This is a genomic window from Aulosira sp. FACHB-615 (genome assembly GCF_014698045.1).
In the GTDB taxonomy this organism is placed as follows: Bacteria; Cyanobacteriota; Cyanobacteriia; order Cyanobacteriales; family Nostocaceae; genus Nostoc_B.
In genome coordinates this window covers 1-16,019 of the sequence record NZ_JACJSE010000033.1, presented here as the reverse complement: position 1 = coordinate 16,019, position 16,019 = coordinate 1, and the positions used below count along the sequence as shown (strand labels likewise).

Sequence of the window (16,019 nt, the reverse complement as noted above, 5' to 3'; positions counted from 1 at the left end):
CAGGTTGCTTTAGGGTTTTCCTTTGCAAAATTGTTGGCTCTTGCAGTGTGTATAAATGTAAACATAAAATTTTCCCATTTCATAAATCTCCGTTAAAATTAGCTAACGCTGAAATCTAAACTACATCACGGACACAGCAAGTTTTTAGCAAAGGTTTCGATTCTGCTTAAGTTTAACTACTATCGTTAACATGCTTGAGGCTGCTAGTATCATTCTGTGTTTGTACATTTGTAGTTTTGTATGCGCTTTTGGACTAGCAGTTATGCGGAGCAATAGATGACTCAACAGGAATGGTTAATTGATGAAGTTATTCCTCCCGATGCTGTAGCTATTGAGCAGATACAGCGTGAAATGAGATTTGAACAACAGAATAGGAGTAATAGTCGAGAATCTAGTAGCCAACCGCAAGCTGTGAATTTGGCTGTAAGATTGCAAGATATTATGATTTGGGATACAAAAAAATGGTTTGGTGATGCACAGATGCGCTTAGATGCCCTGGTCATTCACGGTAACGCAACAGCAGGTGAAGCAGCAAGCATTTATATGCCTCAAACCTTTCGTTTCCCAGGAATTAAAAGTCAGGATCGTTTGCCTACAGGTGAAAACGGGTTACTAATCTTCTATGGACAGGCTCTTCATTTCTTAGATATCTTCATCACAGTATCCCGCGATCGCCAAGACTCGGAAGACTTAGCAACCTTACTTTATAAGAACTTGCAATCGCCTGAAATTCAAGGTGCAATCGGAACACTCTTAGGACTAGCTGTAGCTGCACCACAGGTTAGCACTGTAACCACTGCGATTGGTGGGGCATCAATTTTAGGTAATTTAGCTTATCAAATCCTGAATAAAGTTACTGGCAATACTATAGGAGTATACCGTAATTCATGGTTGCAGTATAGAGATGGGTTTGGGATTGGGCGACATCCTCAAATGGGTTCTCATAAAGTCAAAGATTTATCTTTTTGGTATGAAATTATCCGTGAAGAACTTTAAATTAATAAAAGACATTCAGCTTGAGGAGCTATTTAAATAAATCTTTAAAAAATTACTATGAAATTAAAAGGCTTACAATTTAAACAATTAACAGATGCTTTAATTGATGCGTTTCCTGAGCAAGTAAGACTGGCAGAAGTAGTCAGATTTAGATTAGACAAGAATTTGAATGCCTATGCAATGGGGGATGATTTAAAAGCTATTGTTTTTAGATTGATTCAAGCAGCAGAAGCTGAGGGATGGGTTGATGAATTAATTGCAGGTGCGCGTGAGTCCAATCCTGGAAACCAAAAATTGTTTGTGATTGCACAGGAGCTAAAACTTGCTACTCCTATGCCAACAGAACTCACAGCAAGAGGGTCACTAGAAAAAATTATCAAAAAAACGAATAGTTTTCTTAATGTTAATACATGGCGAGAAAGTTTAGGTAAACTTGAGTCACAAGTTTGTCGTATTGAAATTACTAAAAAAAATAATGCTCGTTCTTTTGGTACAGGATTTTTGATTGCACCCAATGTTGTTATTACTAATTATCATGTTATAGAGCCTATAATATTAGAAAAAGCTACTCCTAACAATATAATTTTGCGTTTTGATTATAAACAAGTGGAAGGCAAAGTTATTAACCAGGGGACAAAATATTGTTTAGTACAAAATGATTGGTTGATTGATCAAAGTCCTTATCTTCCAGATGAAGAAACCCGATTACCGACACCCGATGAATTGGACTATGCCTTACTTCGAGTCGATGGAGTTCCAGGAAAAGAAGCTATTGGCACAAAACCAGAGCCAAGTTCCCCAGAAAGAGGATGGATTAAGTTCACTGATGAGGTATATGAATTTGTGCCTGATACCCCACTGTTTATACTGCAACACCCACAAGGTGAGCCATTAAAGCTGGGATTTGATACAGAAGCCATTATTGGTGTTAATGAAAATGGCACAATGGTTAAATACAGAACTAATACTGAACCTGGTTCTTCTGGTTCTCCTTGTTTTGATATTAACTGGCAATTAGTTGCACTACATCATAGTGGAGATCCGGCATACGAAAGCGCCAAATATAATGCGGGAACTCCTTTTAGTGCTATCTGCTCCCGTTTAGATAGGCAAGATTTATTACAGGGTTTATTAAGTGGTGAGGAAATATGGTGAAAATATTTCATAATCAAATTTATTTTTTGGTAATTTTGGAGTAGTCATTAATGGTTTTGCCTGGGAAAGCAATAGAAAAAATAAGGACAGCACTTAAATCTGCTTTTCCTAACCGGGATAAATTGGTGAGAATGCTTCGGATTCACCTCGATATAGAAGAATCTGATGTTCCAGATAATAGTGATTATAGTCAAGTCATTTTCGATTTAATAATAAGGCTTGAGCAAGAAGGATGGATCTCAGATTTAATTGAAGGAGCATTGAAAGAAGTCCCTGGAAATTCAGCATTGCAGAATCTACCAGAGATATTAATTCAAATAATTAATGAAAAATTAACGAGCAAAGATGATGATAGCTTAATAGAATTAGTGCAGAAATTAAATATTTGTTCTTTATATATTTTACTAATTAAATTGATTAATTTAGATGAAAAGTTTTTTAGACAAATAAAACAACTTTATTTAAAATCCTATTCTGAATTGGTATGGTATGAAGATTGGGAGGATACAATACCAAGTACTATCACAGAAATTTTGAGTAGCCTTAAAAAGAAATCTCAAAATAACGAGATAGAGTATATAGTAAATTTTGTATCTTGTTTATCAAAACTTTTGTTAGAGCAAGAAAAAAATTCTAACCCTATTTTAGAACAGCTAAAAATTTGGTTGCAGCGTAACACGAATAACTGTTCAACCTTGTCAAATTCCATAGTAAATCCCAATACTGTCAGAAATGAACTAAATACTGTACCCACTCACTTACTTATCTTATTAAGTCCTAGTCAACAACATCAAAACCAATATTATTTCGTTTCAGCTTGGTTTATTCATGATGGGAGAAATGATGAATTTAATTACCAAACAGCAAAGGGCTATAAGCGATTAGAACTTCAAAATCAAGAGAAAGAAATATTTTCGCTTACAGAAATATCTATCTTAATAGATGATTATATTGAACAAGTTATTCCCTATCTCAATGATAACTCTGCCCAACCAACAATTGAAATTTTCTTACCTTATGGGCTATTAAATGAAGCAATTGATACTTGGAAAATTCAGAATGAAGATTTTCCGGTTTCTATGGGTAGTTTATATAAAGTCATTCTTCGTTCTAGTAATCGTTTAAATAAATATCGCTTCAGAAATGTTTGGGTACAAAAATGGAATACTTTAATTAGTTTAACTCAGGATAACTGCTTTCAGTGCTTTATCTCTGGAGAGTTTTCTTCTAGTGCAGAACTTTTTTCAAAAATAAATCAAGATGATGTAGTTGCCTTAACACTAATTAAAGCAGTACCAACAGAGGACTATTTTAAAGCAATTAATACAACTGCACTTCCCCTTGCATTATGGTTCAGGCAGGAACTAAATGTTCCAAATTTTGAAAATGAAATAAAAGAACTACTAAAATGTTTGATAACTGAAATACCAGAGCGAGTTAGGCAGAGACGGTCATCTGATTTTTCTTGCGATTACGAGCAACGTATTGGGCATCATCTCTCGTTGCTATGGGAAAACCCTTATATAGTACCACCTTCCAAAAAAGAGTATACAACACCATGACCTCCTGGAAAATATTTCAAGGCAACCCTGAAAACCCTCATGATGGCATCGAAACCCTTCCTGAACCCCCTAGTTGGCGAACATTTAAAAAACAAGAACGAGGTTCTACTTATCGCTCTAGAAAAGAAGAAATAGAATTAGTCAATGCAGCACTTTATCTACGTCGTCCTTTGTTAGTAACAGGAAAACCAGGGACAGGTAAAACTTCTTTAGCTTATGCAGTAGCTAAGGAATTAAAATTAGGTGAAGTATTGCGGTGGAATATTACTACTCGCTCGACTTTACAACAAGGACTGTATAGCTATGATGCTATTGGACGTTTACAAGATGCTAAAGCAAACAATCAAGATAACTTAGCAGAAATTGGTAAATATATTCAATTAGGCCCGTTGGGGACAGCATTATTTCCTTCAGGCTTGAAGAAGCCCAGGGTGTTATTAATTGATGAAATGGATAAAAGCGATATTGATTTACCTAATGATTTGTTAAATATTTTTGAAGAAGGAGAATTTGATATTCCTGAATTAGCAAGAATAGCTAATTTAGACAATCAAGATAGCGAAAATAAATTGAATGAAATTAATGTAAAAACTTATGACAATCAAACTGCAATTATTGATAAAGGTAAAGTCAAGTGTACAGAATTTCCCTTTGTGATCTTAACAAGTAATGGTGAACGAGAATTTCCACCTGCTTTTTTACGACGTTGTTTAAGATTAGATTTACCACAACCAAGTCGTGAAGAATTAGACAACATTGTCAAAGCTCATTTAGGTAATGATATTATTGAGCAAGCAGAGATAATTATTGAGCAGTTTCTCAAACGGCGAGATCAAGGTGATTTAGCTACAGACCAATTACTCAATGCTATTTATATGTTGACCAATACAGCTAATAAACCTGACTCGCCTATGCTTGAACCTGATAATGAAGATAAAGTCAAAGATAAAGGCTCAAAAGCAAAATTAATAGAACACTTGCTGCGCTACTTAAATAGTAGAGATGGACTATGATAGAGCGAGTGATCGCTATTCTGCAAGAAGCGGGGTTTAAATTTACTGCTACAGAACTAGCAGATATTTTCTGGTTGGCGGTTCACATAGAATCATCGCAACAACAGCCACACCAGCAACCAGTAAAGTCAGCAACATCATTACAACCATCAAAACCAGACTCCTCAAATACACCTGTAACAACTTCAAAATCACAAGCTACTGAACTTCCAGTTACTTCAGTTAACGAACCTTCTTCTTCAGTGGTTCTTCCTTCTCCCCCAACACAAAAGCCAAGCCCCACAGAAAACTCAGAAGCGATTCCTATCAAAATACCCGCAGCAAAAGCATTAAGAAATTCCCTAGCTTTAGGACGTGCGCTTCGTCCTCTGATGCGGAAAGTACCATCTCCTACAGAAAAGATATTGGATGAGGAAGCCACAGTTCAACGCTTTGCAGAAGATCAAATTGGGATACCCGTTCTCAAAAGCACTCCAGAAAGATGGTTAGAGTTAGCTTTAGTAGTTGAAGAAACCAGTATCACTGAAATTTGGGAACAAACTATTAGGGAATTTCAACTACTTCTCAAGCATCATGGTGCTTTTCGGGATGTACGTACTTGGAAATTAAAAAACTCAGAAACTGAAATCCAATTACTTTCGGAAAATAGTACAGGATTTGATGAATCTACTTCGCATAAACCAGATGTATTAATTGACCCCAAAGGCAGACGTTTAATTCTATTGGTAAGTGATTGTATTTCTCCAATTTGGCGACAACAACTAATTCATCCGGTTTTAGAGTTATGGGGGCAGCGTGCTTTAATTACTATTCTTCAGCTACTTCCAGAAAAATTGTGGGATAGAACCGCTTTAGTTGATGAAATTCCAGTTCTACTTTCTACTTTTGCACCTGGAATCTATAATTCCCAGTTAATTGCCCAATTATGGGATGAAGATGATATTGATGAATTGTCAAGTGACAATAATAAAGATAAATCAAAAACTATAAAATCTTTAACTTCTATTCCTATTATTACCCTAGAATCAGAACCTTTACTCAGATGGTCAAAGGTCATAGCAGGTCAAGGGAATATTTCAACAGCAGGATTTAAATTTTATTCTGTTTCTCATCAAGAAAAAACAACCTCGAATGAAAGTTACTCACAAGCCACACAAAAGCTAGAAGCTTCAGATTTAGTTAACTTATTTCGTGCTAATGCTTCTCTACAAGCTAGACGTTTAGCAGGATTAATGGCAACAGTACCTGTGAGTGTATCAGTAGTCAACCTAATTCGGGAAACTTTACTGCCAGATGCGAGAGAAATTCATGTGGCAGAAGTTTTTATGAGCGGGCTGCTAAAACGGTTGCCAGTTTTGCACCAAGATGATACTGAGTATCTTACCTATGAGTTTGTTGATGGTGTAAGAGAGTTATTAAGAGATTTTGTTCCGCCGAATAAACAAATTTCAGCTATTGATTTAGTTATTACTAAAGTATCTGAATTTGTGGCTAAACGATTAGGAATATCAATAAAAGAATTTGATGCACAACTACTTACACACAATGATGGTGCTTTAGCATCTAAACTACGTCCCTTTGCAAAACTTAAAGCTCAAGTTCTTCGACAATTAGGAGGAAAATATGCACTTGAGGCTGAAAAAATTGAGTTAAATCAATTTTTGCAAGAATATGCCGGAGAATATATTTGTGCAGTCAAATGGGGTGGAGAAGCTGGCACTTGGCATGAAGGACTAGAACATTTATTAATTTCCTCAAAAGGTGAAGTGCAGTTCCGTTCTCGCTTTGGTTTAGCGGCAATTCAAAATTCCAAATTTGAAGGGCAAACACTTTCTTGGAGTTTTGACGATAATCAAACTGCTGCTAGTGTCACTTTCAAAGTAGATAGTGAAAATAGTTATTTTTGGGAAGAGCATCAAACAGGTAAGTTATTTGAAGGATGGTTGAATTATCCCAATGAAGGACGAATAGATTTTCGAGGCAGATTTGAGGAAGTATCGGTTGATCCTCAATTCCAGTTATTTTCATTTGAAGTTGCAATTGTTACTCTCAAAGATGAGCCACTTATCAATTTACTGCCTTTTGCATTTGAAGTAGCGACCATTGAAGAAAAAAAATCAGGTGGTTTTTTAGGATTCGGACAAAAAACAGAATTGGCAATCAAGCGTAGTCGTCAGCAATCTCAGTATTTTATCGAAGAACTAGGGAATGATGTTCAGCTAAAAATGGTACAGATTCCTGGTGGTGAATTTATGATGGGCGCTCCCAAAAGTGAGAAAGATAGCAGTGATAGTGAACGCGCTCAACACCAAGTGATTGTTCAGCCTTTCTTCATAGGCAAATACCCCATAACGCAAGCACAGTGGAAAGCAGTAGCAGAATTCCCAACAGTTAACCAAAAACTTGACCCTGATCCATCCAGGTTTAAAGGGGCAAATCGACCTGTAGAGAAGGTTTCTTGGTACGATGCGGTGGAGTTTTGCGATCGCCTGAGTGCTTATACAAAGAGACAGTATCGACTACCAAGTGAAGCAGAATGGGAGTATGCGTGTAGAGCCGGAACAACTACCCCATTCCATTTTGGTGAAACAATTACATCAGAACTGGCTAATTATAATGCTAACTATACTTACGGTGCTGGGGTAAGAGGAACATATCGAGAAGAAACTACAGTTGTAGGCAGTTTTGGATTGGCAAACGCTTTTGGACTGTACGATATGCACGGAAATGTCTGGGAATGGTGTCTAGACGACTGGCATAGTAACTATAAAGGAGCGCCAACAGATGGTAGCGCATGGTTTGATGATAATAATAACCTTTATCAAAAACAAGGAAGAGCTGTGCTGCGAGGTGGGGCCTGGATCTACTATCCTAACTACTGCCGTTCTGCATATCGCTACAACGATGTCCGAGACCTCCACAACGGCGATAATGCTTTTCGTGTGATTTATGCTGCTGGGAGGATTCCTTAGTAGCTCTCTACACTTTAAAATCTTGACCCTTTGCACTTGTTCTTTTTCCCTTTGTTAGCGGAGCGTTTAAAATTTTTTTCAAAAATAAGCCATTGATTTCTGCAACCGTAAAATTAGGTGAGATAGTAAAACTAGTAGTAATAAATGCCAAAAATAGTTATAAACCGAATACAAAAAACAGCACAATACTACCTAGAGAAATTGGGTAATAAAATTGGGTTAGAAATGGTTCTGATACCTGGGGGCAGTTTTATGATGGGTTCCCCAGAGAATGAATTAGAGCGCAGTGATTCAGAAAGCCCTCAGCATCTAGTAAACATTCAGCAATTTTGCATAGGCAAGTATCAAGTCACTCAAGAGCAGTGGAGAGCAGTCGCAGGATTACCACAGATAAACAAAGAACTAGATGTTGATCCATCATATTTCAGGGGGGATAAGCGACCTGTTGAGCAGGTGTCCTGGTATGATGCAGTGGAATTTTGCGATCGCCTAGCTGCTCATACAAAAAGAAATTACCGTTTGCCCAGTGAAGCAGAATGGGAATATGCGTGTCGTGCTGGTAAGACAACTCCATTTCATTTTGGTGAAACAATCACACCAGAACTGGCTAATTATAATGCGGAGTATACTTACGGTGCTGGAGTCAAAGGAATATATCGAGGACAAACAACAGATGTAGGCAGTTTTGGAGTAGCCAACGCTTTTGGATTGTACGATATGCACGGGAATGTTTGGGAATGGTGTCTAGACACTTGGCATAGTAACTATGATGGAGCGCCTAAAAATGGAAGCTGGTGGATAGATGATAATAATGAATCTCGATTACAGCGTGGTGGTTCTTGGACTACTACGCCTGAAAATTGCCGTTCTGCTTATCGCACTAAATTTGATCCCAACGTCCGCAACAGAATTTTTGGTTTTCGCATAGTATGTGCTTTCCCAGAAGCAAATTCATCGGATGACTTGAGATCAGAAAGAGCCATAAACTACACCAAACTGCGCGACTTATTAGCAGCAAAAAAATGGAAAGAAGCGGACAATGAAACTAATTTAGTGATGTTACAGGCTGTAGGAAAAAGAGAGCTTGGTGGATTATTAGATTCAGACGAACTTTTAGAATTTCCTTGTACCGATCTTCGTACAATTAACAATTTATGGGTTAAATATAGCAATGGACACTTTGGATTTAGCGTTCAGAAAAACATTTACTTAGAAGTTACTGATAAGCTAGACATTTATGATCCCGTAGCTTGGGAGAGATTCTGCGAACTCATTGGATGGAGAGTTAATAAAAACTGGATCAACTCTTTAAATATAACTTTTGACACCTATGCACTTAAAGGACACCTTCCTTTGGTATGGGATTGGCTTCCTGTTGCAAGCTCCGAAGCTACCAGGATGCGCTTATCTGTCTTTTCTTGTATGGAGACTTGTAAAGTTTAATTTTTGAAACAACTAGCGTTGGCAAATATTTTTATTACCAACTTTTACTACACAAAGCCTTCATTCACTCCCCCACCGGAAACCGCCGCATCATTTCCGCAACCGCCACAGCCTCACCATCCGGCGTATACACAGTGTTCCCCGACATAGCAATCACAATCCTGTTTTTCCTCGCCCACTCAAACCAAGCAACCACCTCCGATTTAGCCTGTGCAGATTCCGGTTTCCGTCCCTCCTTACAAGCAGCCATAAATACAGCCTCCGGTGACTTGATGCCTTTCCAAGTTCGTATTGCCTCCTTCAAATAAGCGATCGCACCCGGTACATTTTCCCAACACCGCCTGACTGTGCGTTGAATCTCTGCATTGAGCCGAAATTGCGGTGTACAAGGTATTTCCCGTAACTGTTGCAGCACTTCTTGAACCTCTGAGTTGCTGGGCTGCACTGATTTTTCTTGTGGCTCGGCGTAATCATCATCACCAAAGTCTTCGTCACAAAAATTTAACGCAACCGGGGCGACGGAAGAACGATCCTCACAAGAATCTGTCTCAGTAGTCGAGTCAACCTGTTCTATCTCTTCAACGAAGTGAGTAATTTCGGGTAACTCTGATTCTAGGATTTGACAAACCCCTTCCTGGTCACAGTCCAAAATCTCAGTTTTCACTTCCTCACTTTTTTCAAGCTCAACAGCAGAGTGTTGCTGTGGCTTTGAAACTTTTGGATGGGATCTGTGGTATTGTTCTGCATTGAGTTTGGGATGTTCAGTTTTGCCTCTGCCGTGTTCAATAAGAGGCAAGGGGGCAGGGGGTAGGGAGCAAGGGAGAATGCCTTCTTCCTCTAATCTTGAATCCTCTAAAGTGTTTATCCCCCTGCTCCTTATCTCCCTGCTCCCCTGCTTCTTTTCAAGTAGCTTATTCAGTACATCGAAGTGTAATTTATACTGCCATGTCCGATCTTGTCCGTTACCTGGATTCTTTTTCTTCTCGATGATGCCCATTTCCTCAAGCAGAGCGATCGCACTCCTGATTACATGAAGGCTATGCTCACCCATTAGGTCAGCGTAGATGTTTTTCAGAGGCTGGTAAATCCAAGGGGTGCGGTGGTTCTTGAGCTTCCACTTTGTCCAGTGCCGAAAATACTCAATCAGCTTGGCCGCGCAGAAGTTACCTGTAATATCAAGATACTCCCGGCGCAATATCACCAGGACAGAGAATTTGTCAGTAGAGGCAATGCTGCTCATATTCCACCTTCTATATATTTGTCAAAACTGGTTTGGTTAAAACGGCATATTTTCTTGGTCTTCTTCTGGGGCTTGTGACCAAAATTCCCTGAGCTTCTGGCGTTTAGCGGCTTGAAATTGCTGTTTTTCTTCGGGTGATACTTCACCAACCAATCGTGCTACCTCATCCCTCTGCTTCTGTTTCATTTGTTCAGTGTCCACAGCAGGTAAAGCCAGTGATTCATTTTTGGTAGATGGTCGGAAGTTGCGACGACGAAACAAGAATCTGAAGTGTCTTTTATCTTGTAGTGGTAGCGATCGCCAAACGTTCTCATCTCAGCCAGGAGGGATAAAATCAGATGATGGAGGCAGCAGGGTTTGAATTTGAGCTTGCAACTGGGCGATCGCCTTGCCTTGCGTCTCGATGATTTGACTTTGCTGTTCCAACCGTTCTAAAAGTTGGGTCAGTAGTTCTGAGTTTTGGGAGAATAACTCAGCCTCATGGGTTTTAAAAGCAAAGTAATTCTGTGCAGCAGCTATTTCTGGTTTTCGAGAATCTCCATTCATTCATTGCAGTCAGATAACAACCATGACGACTAAGCTTGAAATCATTTCTGGGTCTACCTCCTGAACTTTTTGCGGGCAGACGCAAAAAGTGTTTTTTGCTGTCCTGTCCAATGTTTTCGCAAGCGGCAATTGCTCGGTCTATGGCATCCTCAAATTGTCGCCATTGCTGATATCCCAGAATGGACATTAACTCACGGGCTAACCAATACTCGTAACCCTGCTCATCAATTTTTTTGATTCGGTCAAAAGGGCTATCAGGGCTAGTAGGGGTTGATGTAATTGCATCCATATTGATATCGACTCCAATTTTTGACGCATGAAAATATCGACAGCACTTGAGCCGTACTGCATTCAGTTCTTTTGGAAATAAGCGCGAGTTTTATTTACTGGTTTGTTTCTTGCCAGAAACGCAATTCATTTTTGAAATAGCGGTCAGTCTTTTTGGGTTTTTCCTTCCAATGCTCCCACGCCACCCAAACCTCATCCCCCATGTCTTCGATGACTTCACCTCTTTTTGGGTATAAGGCGCAGTAAGGATCAGCGTGTGCAACGATGGAACCAAGCCCTATCACTTCACCATCAAAAGAACCAGAATCAGCAGGGTTTTCGTCAGGAACCATTGGTTCCGCAATGAGTGAGGATTCGGCTTTCTCAAGGGCAGTGATTAGCTCTGTTTCTTGAGTGCTTAGTTCTCCCCAGTAATCTTGTTTGATTACCTCATACTCAGTAGCCACTTCCAGATAATCCCACCAACTACACCCAGGCTTTGATAACACAGTCCGAATATCACCAACGGCTTGGGGTAGTAGTTGCAATTGTTCGGCTCGATATGCGATCGCAGACGGTGTTGGTTCACTACCGAGGATGATTGCAGCTGCTTGAAGTGCCTGGGTGTTATTCATAGCACTGGCCAAATTACCCAAAGCGATACCCATAAGCCTGAGACACTCTTGGGCATTCTCCTTTGGTGATTCAATAGCCAGCGATCGCAGGTCAATGGTCTTATCCAGGGCTTGTTTAACCTGCTTGTTTAACGCCTTGGTTGCTTGCTTAGTAAGAGTATTGCCCCATTCTTGAGCCGGGCGTTCTTCTACAGCTTGTTCCAATTCCTGAATGCGTTTTTGTAATCGCTGGTTTTCAAGCTCCAACTTCCTCAGTCCTTCCAACTCAAAAAGCCGTTGCTGTAACTGGATATTTTCTTGCTTCTGCTGCTGAAACAGGTTTTGTAAAGTGGTAAGTTGTTCTTGTACTTGTTCCTGGGCTTGAGTTGTTGCTTCCGCCTGTAACCCAACCCTTAAATCTTGTTCCAGGCGTTCTAGCTCTTGCTGGTGCTGCTGCTTCAGTTGTGCGATCGCTTCGGCATATTCTTTCGGGTACGTTCGCTCGGTAGGGAATGACTTAGTTGCGTCATTACTCAAGTCCGCATTGTTAACTAGTTCCCTGCTACCATCCTCAAAGGTGACAATCTGCTGCCTTTGATTGGGTGGGTCGGCTGAGATGGTTCCTGATTGCCCGTGTCTTGGATGAGTTGGTGACGTAACCGTAACTGTATTGGTTTGAGGAACCACTGGTTCCTGAGTAGGATGAAATATTGGTTCTTCAATTTTAGGAACCATTGGTTCCTGAGTTTTTTGGCGTGGTAGACGAGGAACCACCTTGTTAGCAGCAGCCGCAAAGTCCGATTCACTGGGTGAGGCATTCTCTTGCAGTGCGATCGCAACGGCTTGCTTTAACTTCTCTGGTTCCTTGACCAAACGCAGCAGTGAACGGGCTTGACGTTCGTTTTTGATGTGTTCGCCCAATTCATCAGCTGTGTCTTTAACTTTTTTGGCTCCCAACAGTTGATTGATTCTGCGGTAGCCACCCCAGGCGGATAGTTCGGCTTGGCAGTATTCTTCAAAACTTTTATAACCAGCTTCACGGTAAAGCTGATTATCACGCATCTGCAAGATTTCTTCTACAGCTTGCCACTCGAAGCGGTCGATGGCAGTGAACGTTTCTTTGATACTGCTGTTGAGAACGCCATAATTAGACGCTAGTGTTGCGGAGCGATCTAGTGTCAGCATATTCATATACCTAATGTGCTGAATATTTACACAAAAGCTTTGCTAGAGAAATGAGGGATTGAGAAAACAGAAATTTTGAGGCATTGATAATTCTGGATTGAAGCTCGACAGGGTAGTTACTCGCGCTCGTCTAATTACATTCGGTGTAATTTTTGTTGCTAGTTCTCAATCTTGTTGCTGTTATTTTTTGACAATCAGAGCCTTTTTTAAAAGTGTATTAACGTTGTGTAGACGAACGAAAATTACCCTCATGCAAGGTACAGGAGGAGTTAATAATTCTGAAACCGCTTGAAACTACAAGGTGATTAAGAGCAATTAACGTTTCATGATGTCGCCCCTTGGGATAAATTTGGCTTGACCTTAATGTATTAACAGTAGCAAATATTGTTAATACAAGTCAACCTATCAAAAAACAAACCAGCTAAGTTTCCCTAGCTGGCTTGTCGGTTATTGCCTTAGTAACTTGCTCTCGCCATTGCCTGAGAGTACTATTCTCTTCTCTCAGGCGGCGGATTCCCCCAATAGTTCATACTGCTGTTGTTGCCACTGCATAAACTGTTGTTTCATTTCCGCGACTTCTGATTTCAGTTTTAACAATTCTGGATCAACGCTAGTCTCTGCTTTTTCAGCTAAGTAGGAATCAATGAAATCCATTAATAGCTTTGATACAGAAGTGTCGTTGGCTTTGACTTTATTCATCAAAGCCTCTTTTTTTTCTTCAGAGATCCTAATAATTATCTGTTTGTCTGCTGCCATCGTAGTTCTCAACGTTGATAACTTTCAATTTACACGCTATCAATAGCAAGTTGTATTAGCAAGTGTATAAACACAGCTTATCAATTTACAACTGATCGATCACTTACTAGTATTAACAATGTATTGACAAAAGTATTAACAAAATATTATCCTATATTTATCAGGCAAGTGAAGCGATTCATAAAACCGACTTCGATTTGCTTAGACAAAAGGCGATCGCTCCCCGACCAAAGTTTGCGATCGCCCTTTGAAAAAACCTAACCCCATCACGAGGCAGGAGATTATTATTATGTCTCACTTCGCATATACACAGCAAGCACTCAAAGGCTTCAACTGCAACACCATAGACGAGCAAGCCGAAGCACAAGCAGAATTTTACAATCATCTCGAAGCTCAAGCCAAAGAAGCAACCCAAACCACAGACCCGCTTACATCTCGCGATCGCCGCATCATTGCCGAGATTATCGAAGTAGAACCCGAATCAATACGCACGATTTGGATCGAAACTGGAATCACCGTATGGGTGCAATTAAGTAATGGTGGACGTTTGCCATTCGACCGAGACTGGTTTTATATAAGAGTGCAGGAAGTGAAAGCCACTCTAAGAGAAACCCCCAGAGAACGCAACGACCGCCTCAGCGAAGAACTTGAAACAGCTTGCAATAAATACGGCTTAACTCACGGAGAGATTGACTGGCTCTCATTTAGCACCACCCTATATTTCAACAACCGAAGAGTAGGGTTTGTGGGATATAACCGCGCGGATCAATGGTACAGCAGACAAAGGCAGTTGGGGCAGAGCCGTACAACTGAAAGTATTGATGAGGCGATCGCTCTGTTAGGTATTAGACAACCAGTAGCCGCATAGTACAGGCAGTAAAAAAGCGGTCGCATTGTTAGAGAGCGATCGCTAAATCACTACAATAAATGCGCTTATACAGCAAATATGTCATTCGTTCAAGATCCTGATTGGGGTGATTGCTGTGAACCGATACTTCTGTCACCAACACACCCAAACGCAGAGGTCATCGAAATCGCAGGTTACACGCTGGTTTACTGTTCCGGTGCTTGTCCCAAAATCTACCGTGTCTATAAGGGTGATTCAATGCTTGGGTTGGTTTTCCAGCACATCAGTTATTGGTCAAACGAAGTAGACGAGCAACAGTACACCCAGCCATTAAACGCAGCAGTGGCACTCGATGACTTTTTCTTGGTTGCAAGTATGACCAATGCAACGCCCGATATTGCAGCTTAAATCAGGGAAAAGGTTAAAGGATAGTTCTTTATTCCCTTCCCCCTTGCCCTTTCCCCCTTCCCCAATTCTTCATTCACTAACTAAAACAATGGAACCCAAAATCTCGATTCCACAGGGTTGGCAATACCCACGTTTTGGCTTTGGACAACGGACAGAACGCGGTCAAATAATCGGCATGAAGTATTACGCCGAAGACACGTATCTAGCTGACGAATATGGTGCAGGGTGGCGTTATATTATGCTGCTTGACAAGAACCATGAAGATGAGAAAACCCAGCTTGAAGATGAAATCAAACTGCTTTCGCCACAGGAATTAAAAACAGTTTTAGAGGCAGAAATTACCAACCATTTGCGCCAAGTTGAATCATTAAAGTACGAGTTGAAAGCAGTTGGTGTAAGTTTTGTAGCAATTAACTCTACGGTTGAAGAAAGCAAAGAACCGCCTTATCCATCTCTGCATGATTTAGTTGACGCGGGTAAATTCATCCTCAAAGAAATCGCTAAACACCCTGAATATTTAGCACTGAATTATCAGCCCGATTTAACCATTGGTGATGCTGATACTGCGCTTTCTTATCTGGAATTGGAACTTGAACCGAGCCAAAATCCTGCATTAGATATTGCTGACTAAAAATAAGTACCTGAATGATATGGACGTTCATTCAGGTAGTTGGGAGTTTCTGTTGCGCCGTCATCAACATTACACAAAACATAAACACCCCGTAGTATTCATCAACACATACACAAAAATGGAAACCATCAAAATCAACAACAGCGTCTTTCTCATTCCACCCAGCCAACCCAAGCTGCAAGCCAACTGTGCAAAAGAATACGGGCAGTTTCTTCTCGATTGTCCTCCTAAGCTAACAATTCTGGAAGCACAGCAGGGTGGATATCTCAAAGGTAACAAGGCTGATTTTGCGATCTCCATCTCACGCCCTGACCGCCCAATGACCATTAACGAAAACTTCACCAACGAGCCATTCACCGAACTTTGGGTAATTCCCGTTGCTGG

The 16,019-nt window shown here is 40.3% G+C and carries 15 protein-coding genes and 1 pseudogene; 10 read left to right on the top strand and 6 right to left on the bottom strand.

Translation table 11 applies throughout. From position 1 onward, the window contains the following. Positions 1-276: 276 nt before the first annotated feature. The 6 genes from H6G77_RS29820 to H6G77_RS29795 all read left to right on the top strand — a co-directional run bounded on the left by H6G77_RS29820 (position 277) and on the right by H6G77_RS29795 (position 9,141). Positions 277-996, top strand: a complete 720-nt coding sequence (locus H6G77_RS29820; protein WP_190593329.1) for a hypothetical protein — start codon at positions 277-279, stop codon at positions 994-996. Between the two features lie 57 nt (positions 997-1,053). Further along, entirely contained in the window at positions 1,054-2,151 is a 1,098-nt protein-coding gene (locus H6G77_RS29815) for an effector-associated domain EAD1-containing protein (protein WP_190593330.1), read from the top strand. A 50-nt stretch (positions 2,152-2,201) separates the two neighbouring features. Further along, positions 2,202-3,713, top strand: a complete 1,512-nt coding sequence (locus H6G77_RS29810) for an effector-associated domain EAD1-containing protein (RefSeq protein WP_190873480.1) — start codon at positions 2,202-2,204, stop codon at positions 3,711-3,713. Continuing rightward, positions 3,710-4,726, top strand: a complete 1,017-nt coding sequence (locus tag H6G77_RS29805; RefSeq protein ID WP_190873479.1) for a MoxR family ATPase — start codon at positions 3,710-3,712, stop codon at positions 4,724-4,726. Before H6G77_RS29810 ends, H6G77_RS29805 begins: the two co-directional genes overlap by 4 nt. Beyond that, positions 4,723-7,698: an SAV_2336 N-terminal domain-related protein gene (locus H6G77_RS35965; protein WP_242049346.1), complete on the top strand. Its 2,976-nt coding sequence runs from the start codon at positions 4,723-4,725 to the stop codon at positions 7,696-7,698. Before H6G77_RS29805 ends, H6G77_RS35965 begins: the two co-directional genes overlap by 4 nt. A gap of 144 nt (positions 7,699-7,842) precedes the next feature. Next, positions 7,843-9,141, top strand: a complete 1,299-nt coding sequence (locus tag H6G77_RS29795) for an SUMF1/EgtB/PvdO family nonheme iron enzyme (RefSeq protein ID WP_190873478.1) — start codon at positions 7,843-7,845, stop codon at positions 9,139-9,141. A 64-nt stretch (positions 9,142-9,205) separates the two neighbouring features. Here H6G77_RS29795 and H6G77_RS35960 read toward each other — a convergent pair whose 3' ends face one another. The 6 genes from H6G77_RS35960 to H6G77_RS29765 form a co-directional block, all read right to left on the bottom strand. Then, the gene (locus H6G77_RS35960; protein WP_242048591.1) at positions 9,206-9,937 is read right to left on the bottom strand and encodes a hypothetical protein; all 732 of its coding nucleotides are present in this window, start codon (positions 9,935-9,937) and stop codon (positions 9,206-9,208) included. 480 nt (positions 9,938-10,417) lie between these two features. After that, positions 10,418-10,642, bottom strand: coding sequence for a hypothetical protein (locus H6G77_RS29785; RefSeq protein WP_190593336.1), 225 nt, complete (start codon positions 10,640-10,642; stop codon positions 10,418-10,420). A gap of 54 nt (positions 10,643-10,696) precedes the next feature. After that, positions 10,697-10,927, bottom strand: a complete 231-nt coding sequence (locus H6G77_RS29780) for a hypothetical protein (RefSeq protein ID WP_190593337.1) — start codon at positions 10,925-10,927, stop codon at positions 10,697-10,699. After that, a complete protein-coding gene (locus H6G77_RS29775; protein WP_190593338.1) occupies positions 10,869-11,216 on the bottom strand; it encodes a BRO family protein in 348 nt (115 codons plus the stop codon). Before H6G77_RS29775 ends, H6G77_RS29780 begins: the two co-directional genes overlap by 59 nt. Positions 11,217-11,310: 94 nt before the next feature. Then, positions 11,311-12,993 carry a hypothetical protein gene (locus tag H6G77_RS29770; protein ID WP_190593339.1) on the bottom strand — a complete coding sequence of 561 codons (1,683 nt, stop codon included), beginning with the start codon at positions 12,991-12,993 and terminating at the stop codon, positions 11,311-11,313. Between the two features lie 501 nt (positions 12,994-13,494). Further along, positions 13,495-13,749 carry a hypothetical protein gene (locus H6G77_RS29765; protein ID WP_190593340.1) on the bottom strand — a complete coding sequence of 85 codons (255 nt, stop codon included), beginning with the start codon at positions 13,747-13,749 and terminating at the stop codon, positions 13,495-13,497. Between the two features lie 289 nt (positions 13,750-14,038). Here H6G77_RS29765 and H6G77_RS29760 point away from each other — a divergent pair, with 289 nt between their 5' ends. From H6G77_RS29760 to H6G77_RS29745, 4 genes and pseudogenes are all read left to right on the top strand, one after another. Further along, positions 14,039-14,617, top strand: coding sequence for a hypothetical protein (locus H6G77_RS29760; protein WP_190873477.1), 579 nt, complete (start codon positions 14,039-14,041; stop codon positions 14,615-14,617). Between the two features lie 78 nt (positions 14,618-14,695). Continuing rightward, positions 14,696-15,004: a hypothetical protein gene (locus H6G77_RS29755; protein ID WP_190873476.1), complete on the top strand. Its 309-nt coding sequence runs from the start codon at positions 14,696-14,698 to the stop codon at positions 15,002-15,004. 88 nt (positions 15,005-15,092) lie between these two features. Next, positions 15,093-15,635, top strand: coding sequence for a hypothetical protein (locus tag H6G77_RS29750; protein WP_190873475.1), 543 nt, complete (start codon positions 15,093-15,095; stop codon positions 15,633-15,635). A gap of 19 nt (positions 15,636-15,654) precedes the next feature. Continuing rightward, positions 15,655-16,019 (top strand): annotated as a pseudogene (locus tag H6G77_RS29745) (hypothetical protein); the annotation flags it as partial.

What these genes read in the sequence shown, in the direction of transcription:
- H6G77_RS29820 (WP_190593329.1), top strand. Translation starts at nt 277, where the DNA reads ATGACTCAACAGGAATGGTTAATTGATGAAGTTATTCCTCCCGATGCT.
- H6G77_RS29815 (WP_190593330.1), top strand. Translation starts at nt 1,054, where the DNA reads ATGAAATTAAAAGGCTTACAATTTAAACAATTAACAGATGCTTTAATT.
- H6G77_RS29810 (WP_190873480.1), top strand. Translation starts at nt 2,202, where the DNA reads ATGGTTTTGCCTGGGAAAGCAATAGAAAAAATAAGGACAGCACTTAAA.
- H6G77_RS29805 (WP_190873479.1), top strand. Translation starts at nt 3,710, where the DNA reads ATGACCTCCTGGAAAATATTTCAAGGCAACCCTGAAAACCCTCATGAT.
- H6G77_RS35965 (WP_242049346.1), top strand. Translation starts at nt 4,723, where the DNA reads ATGATAGAGCGAGTGATCGCTATTCTGCAAGAAGCGGGGTTTAAATTT.
- H6G77_RS29795 (WP_190873478.1), top strand. Translation starts at nt 7,843, where the DNA reads ATGCCAAAAATAGTTATAAACCGAATACAAAAAACAGCACAATACTAC.
- H6G77_RS29780 (WP_190593337.1), bottom strand. Translation starts at nt 10,927, where the DNA reads ATGAATGGAGATTCTCGAAAACCAGAAATAGCTGCTGCACAGAATTAC.
- H6G77_RS29775 (WP_190593338.1), bottom strand. Translation starts at nt 11,216, where the DNA reads ATGGATGCAATTACATCAACCCCTACTAGCCCTGATAGCCCTTTTGAC.
- H6G77_RS29770 (WP_190593339.1), bottom strand. Translation starts at nt 12,993, where the DNA reads ATGCTGACACTAGATCGCTCCGCAACACTAGCGTCTAATTATGGCGTT.
- H6G77_RS29765 (WP_190593340.1), bottom strand. Translation starts at nt 13,749, where the DNA reads ATGGCAGCAGACAAACAGATAATTATTAGGATCTCTGAAGAAAAAAAA.
- H6G77_RS29760 (WP_190873477.1), top strand. Translation starts at nt 14,039, where the DNA reads ATGTCTCACTTCGCATATACACAGCAAGCACTCAAAGGCTTCAACTGC.
- H6G77_RS29755 (WP_190873476.1), top strand. Translation starts at nt 14,696, where the DNA reads ATGTCATTCGTTCAAGATCCTGATTGGGGTGATTGCTGTGAACCGATA.
- H6G77_RS29750 (WP_190873475.1), top strand. Translation starts at nt 15,093, where the DNA reads ATGGAACCCAAAATCTCGATTCCACAGGGTTGGCAATACCCACGTTTT.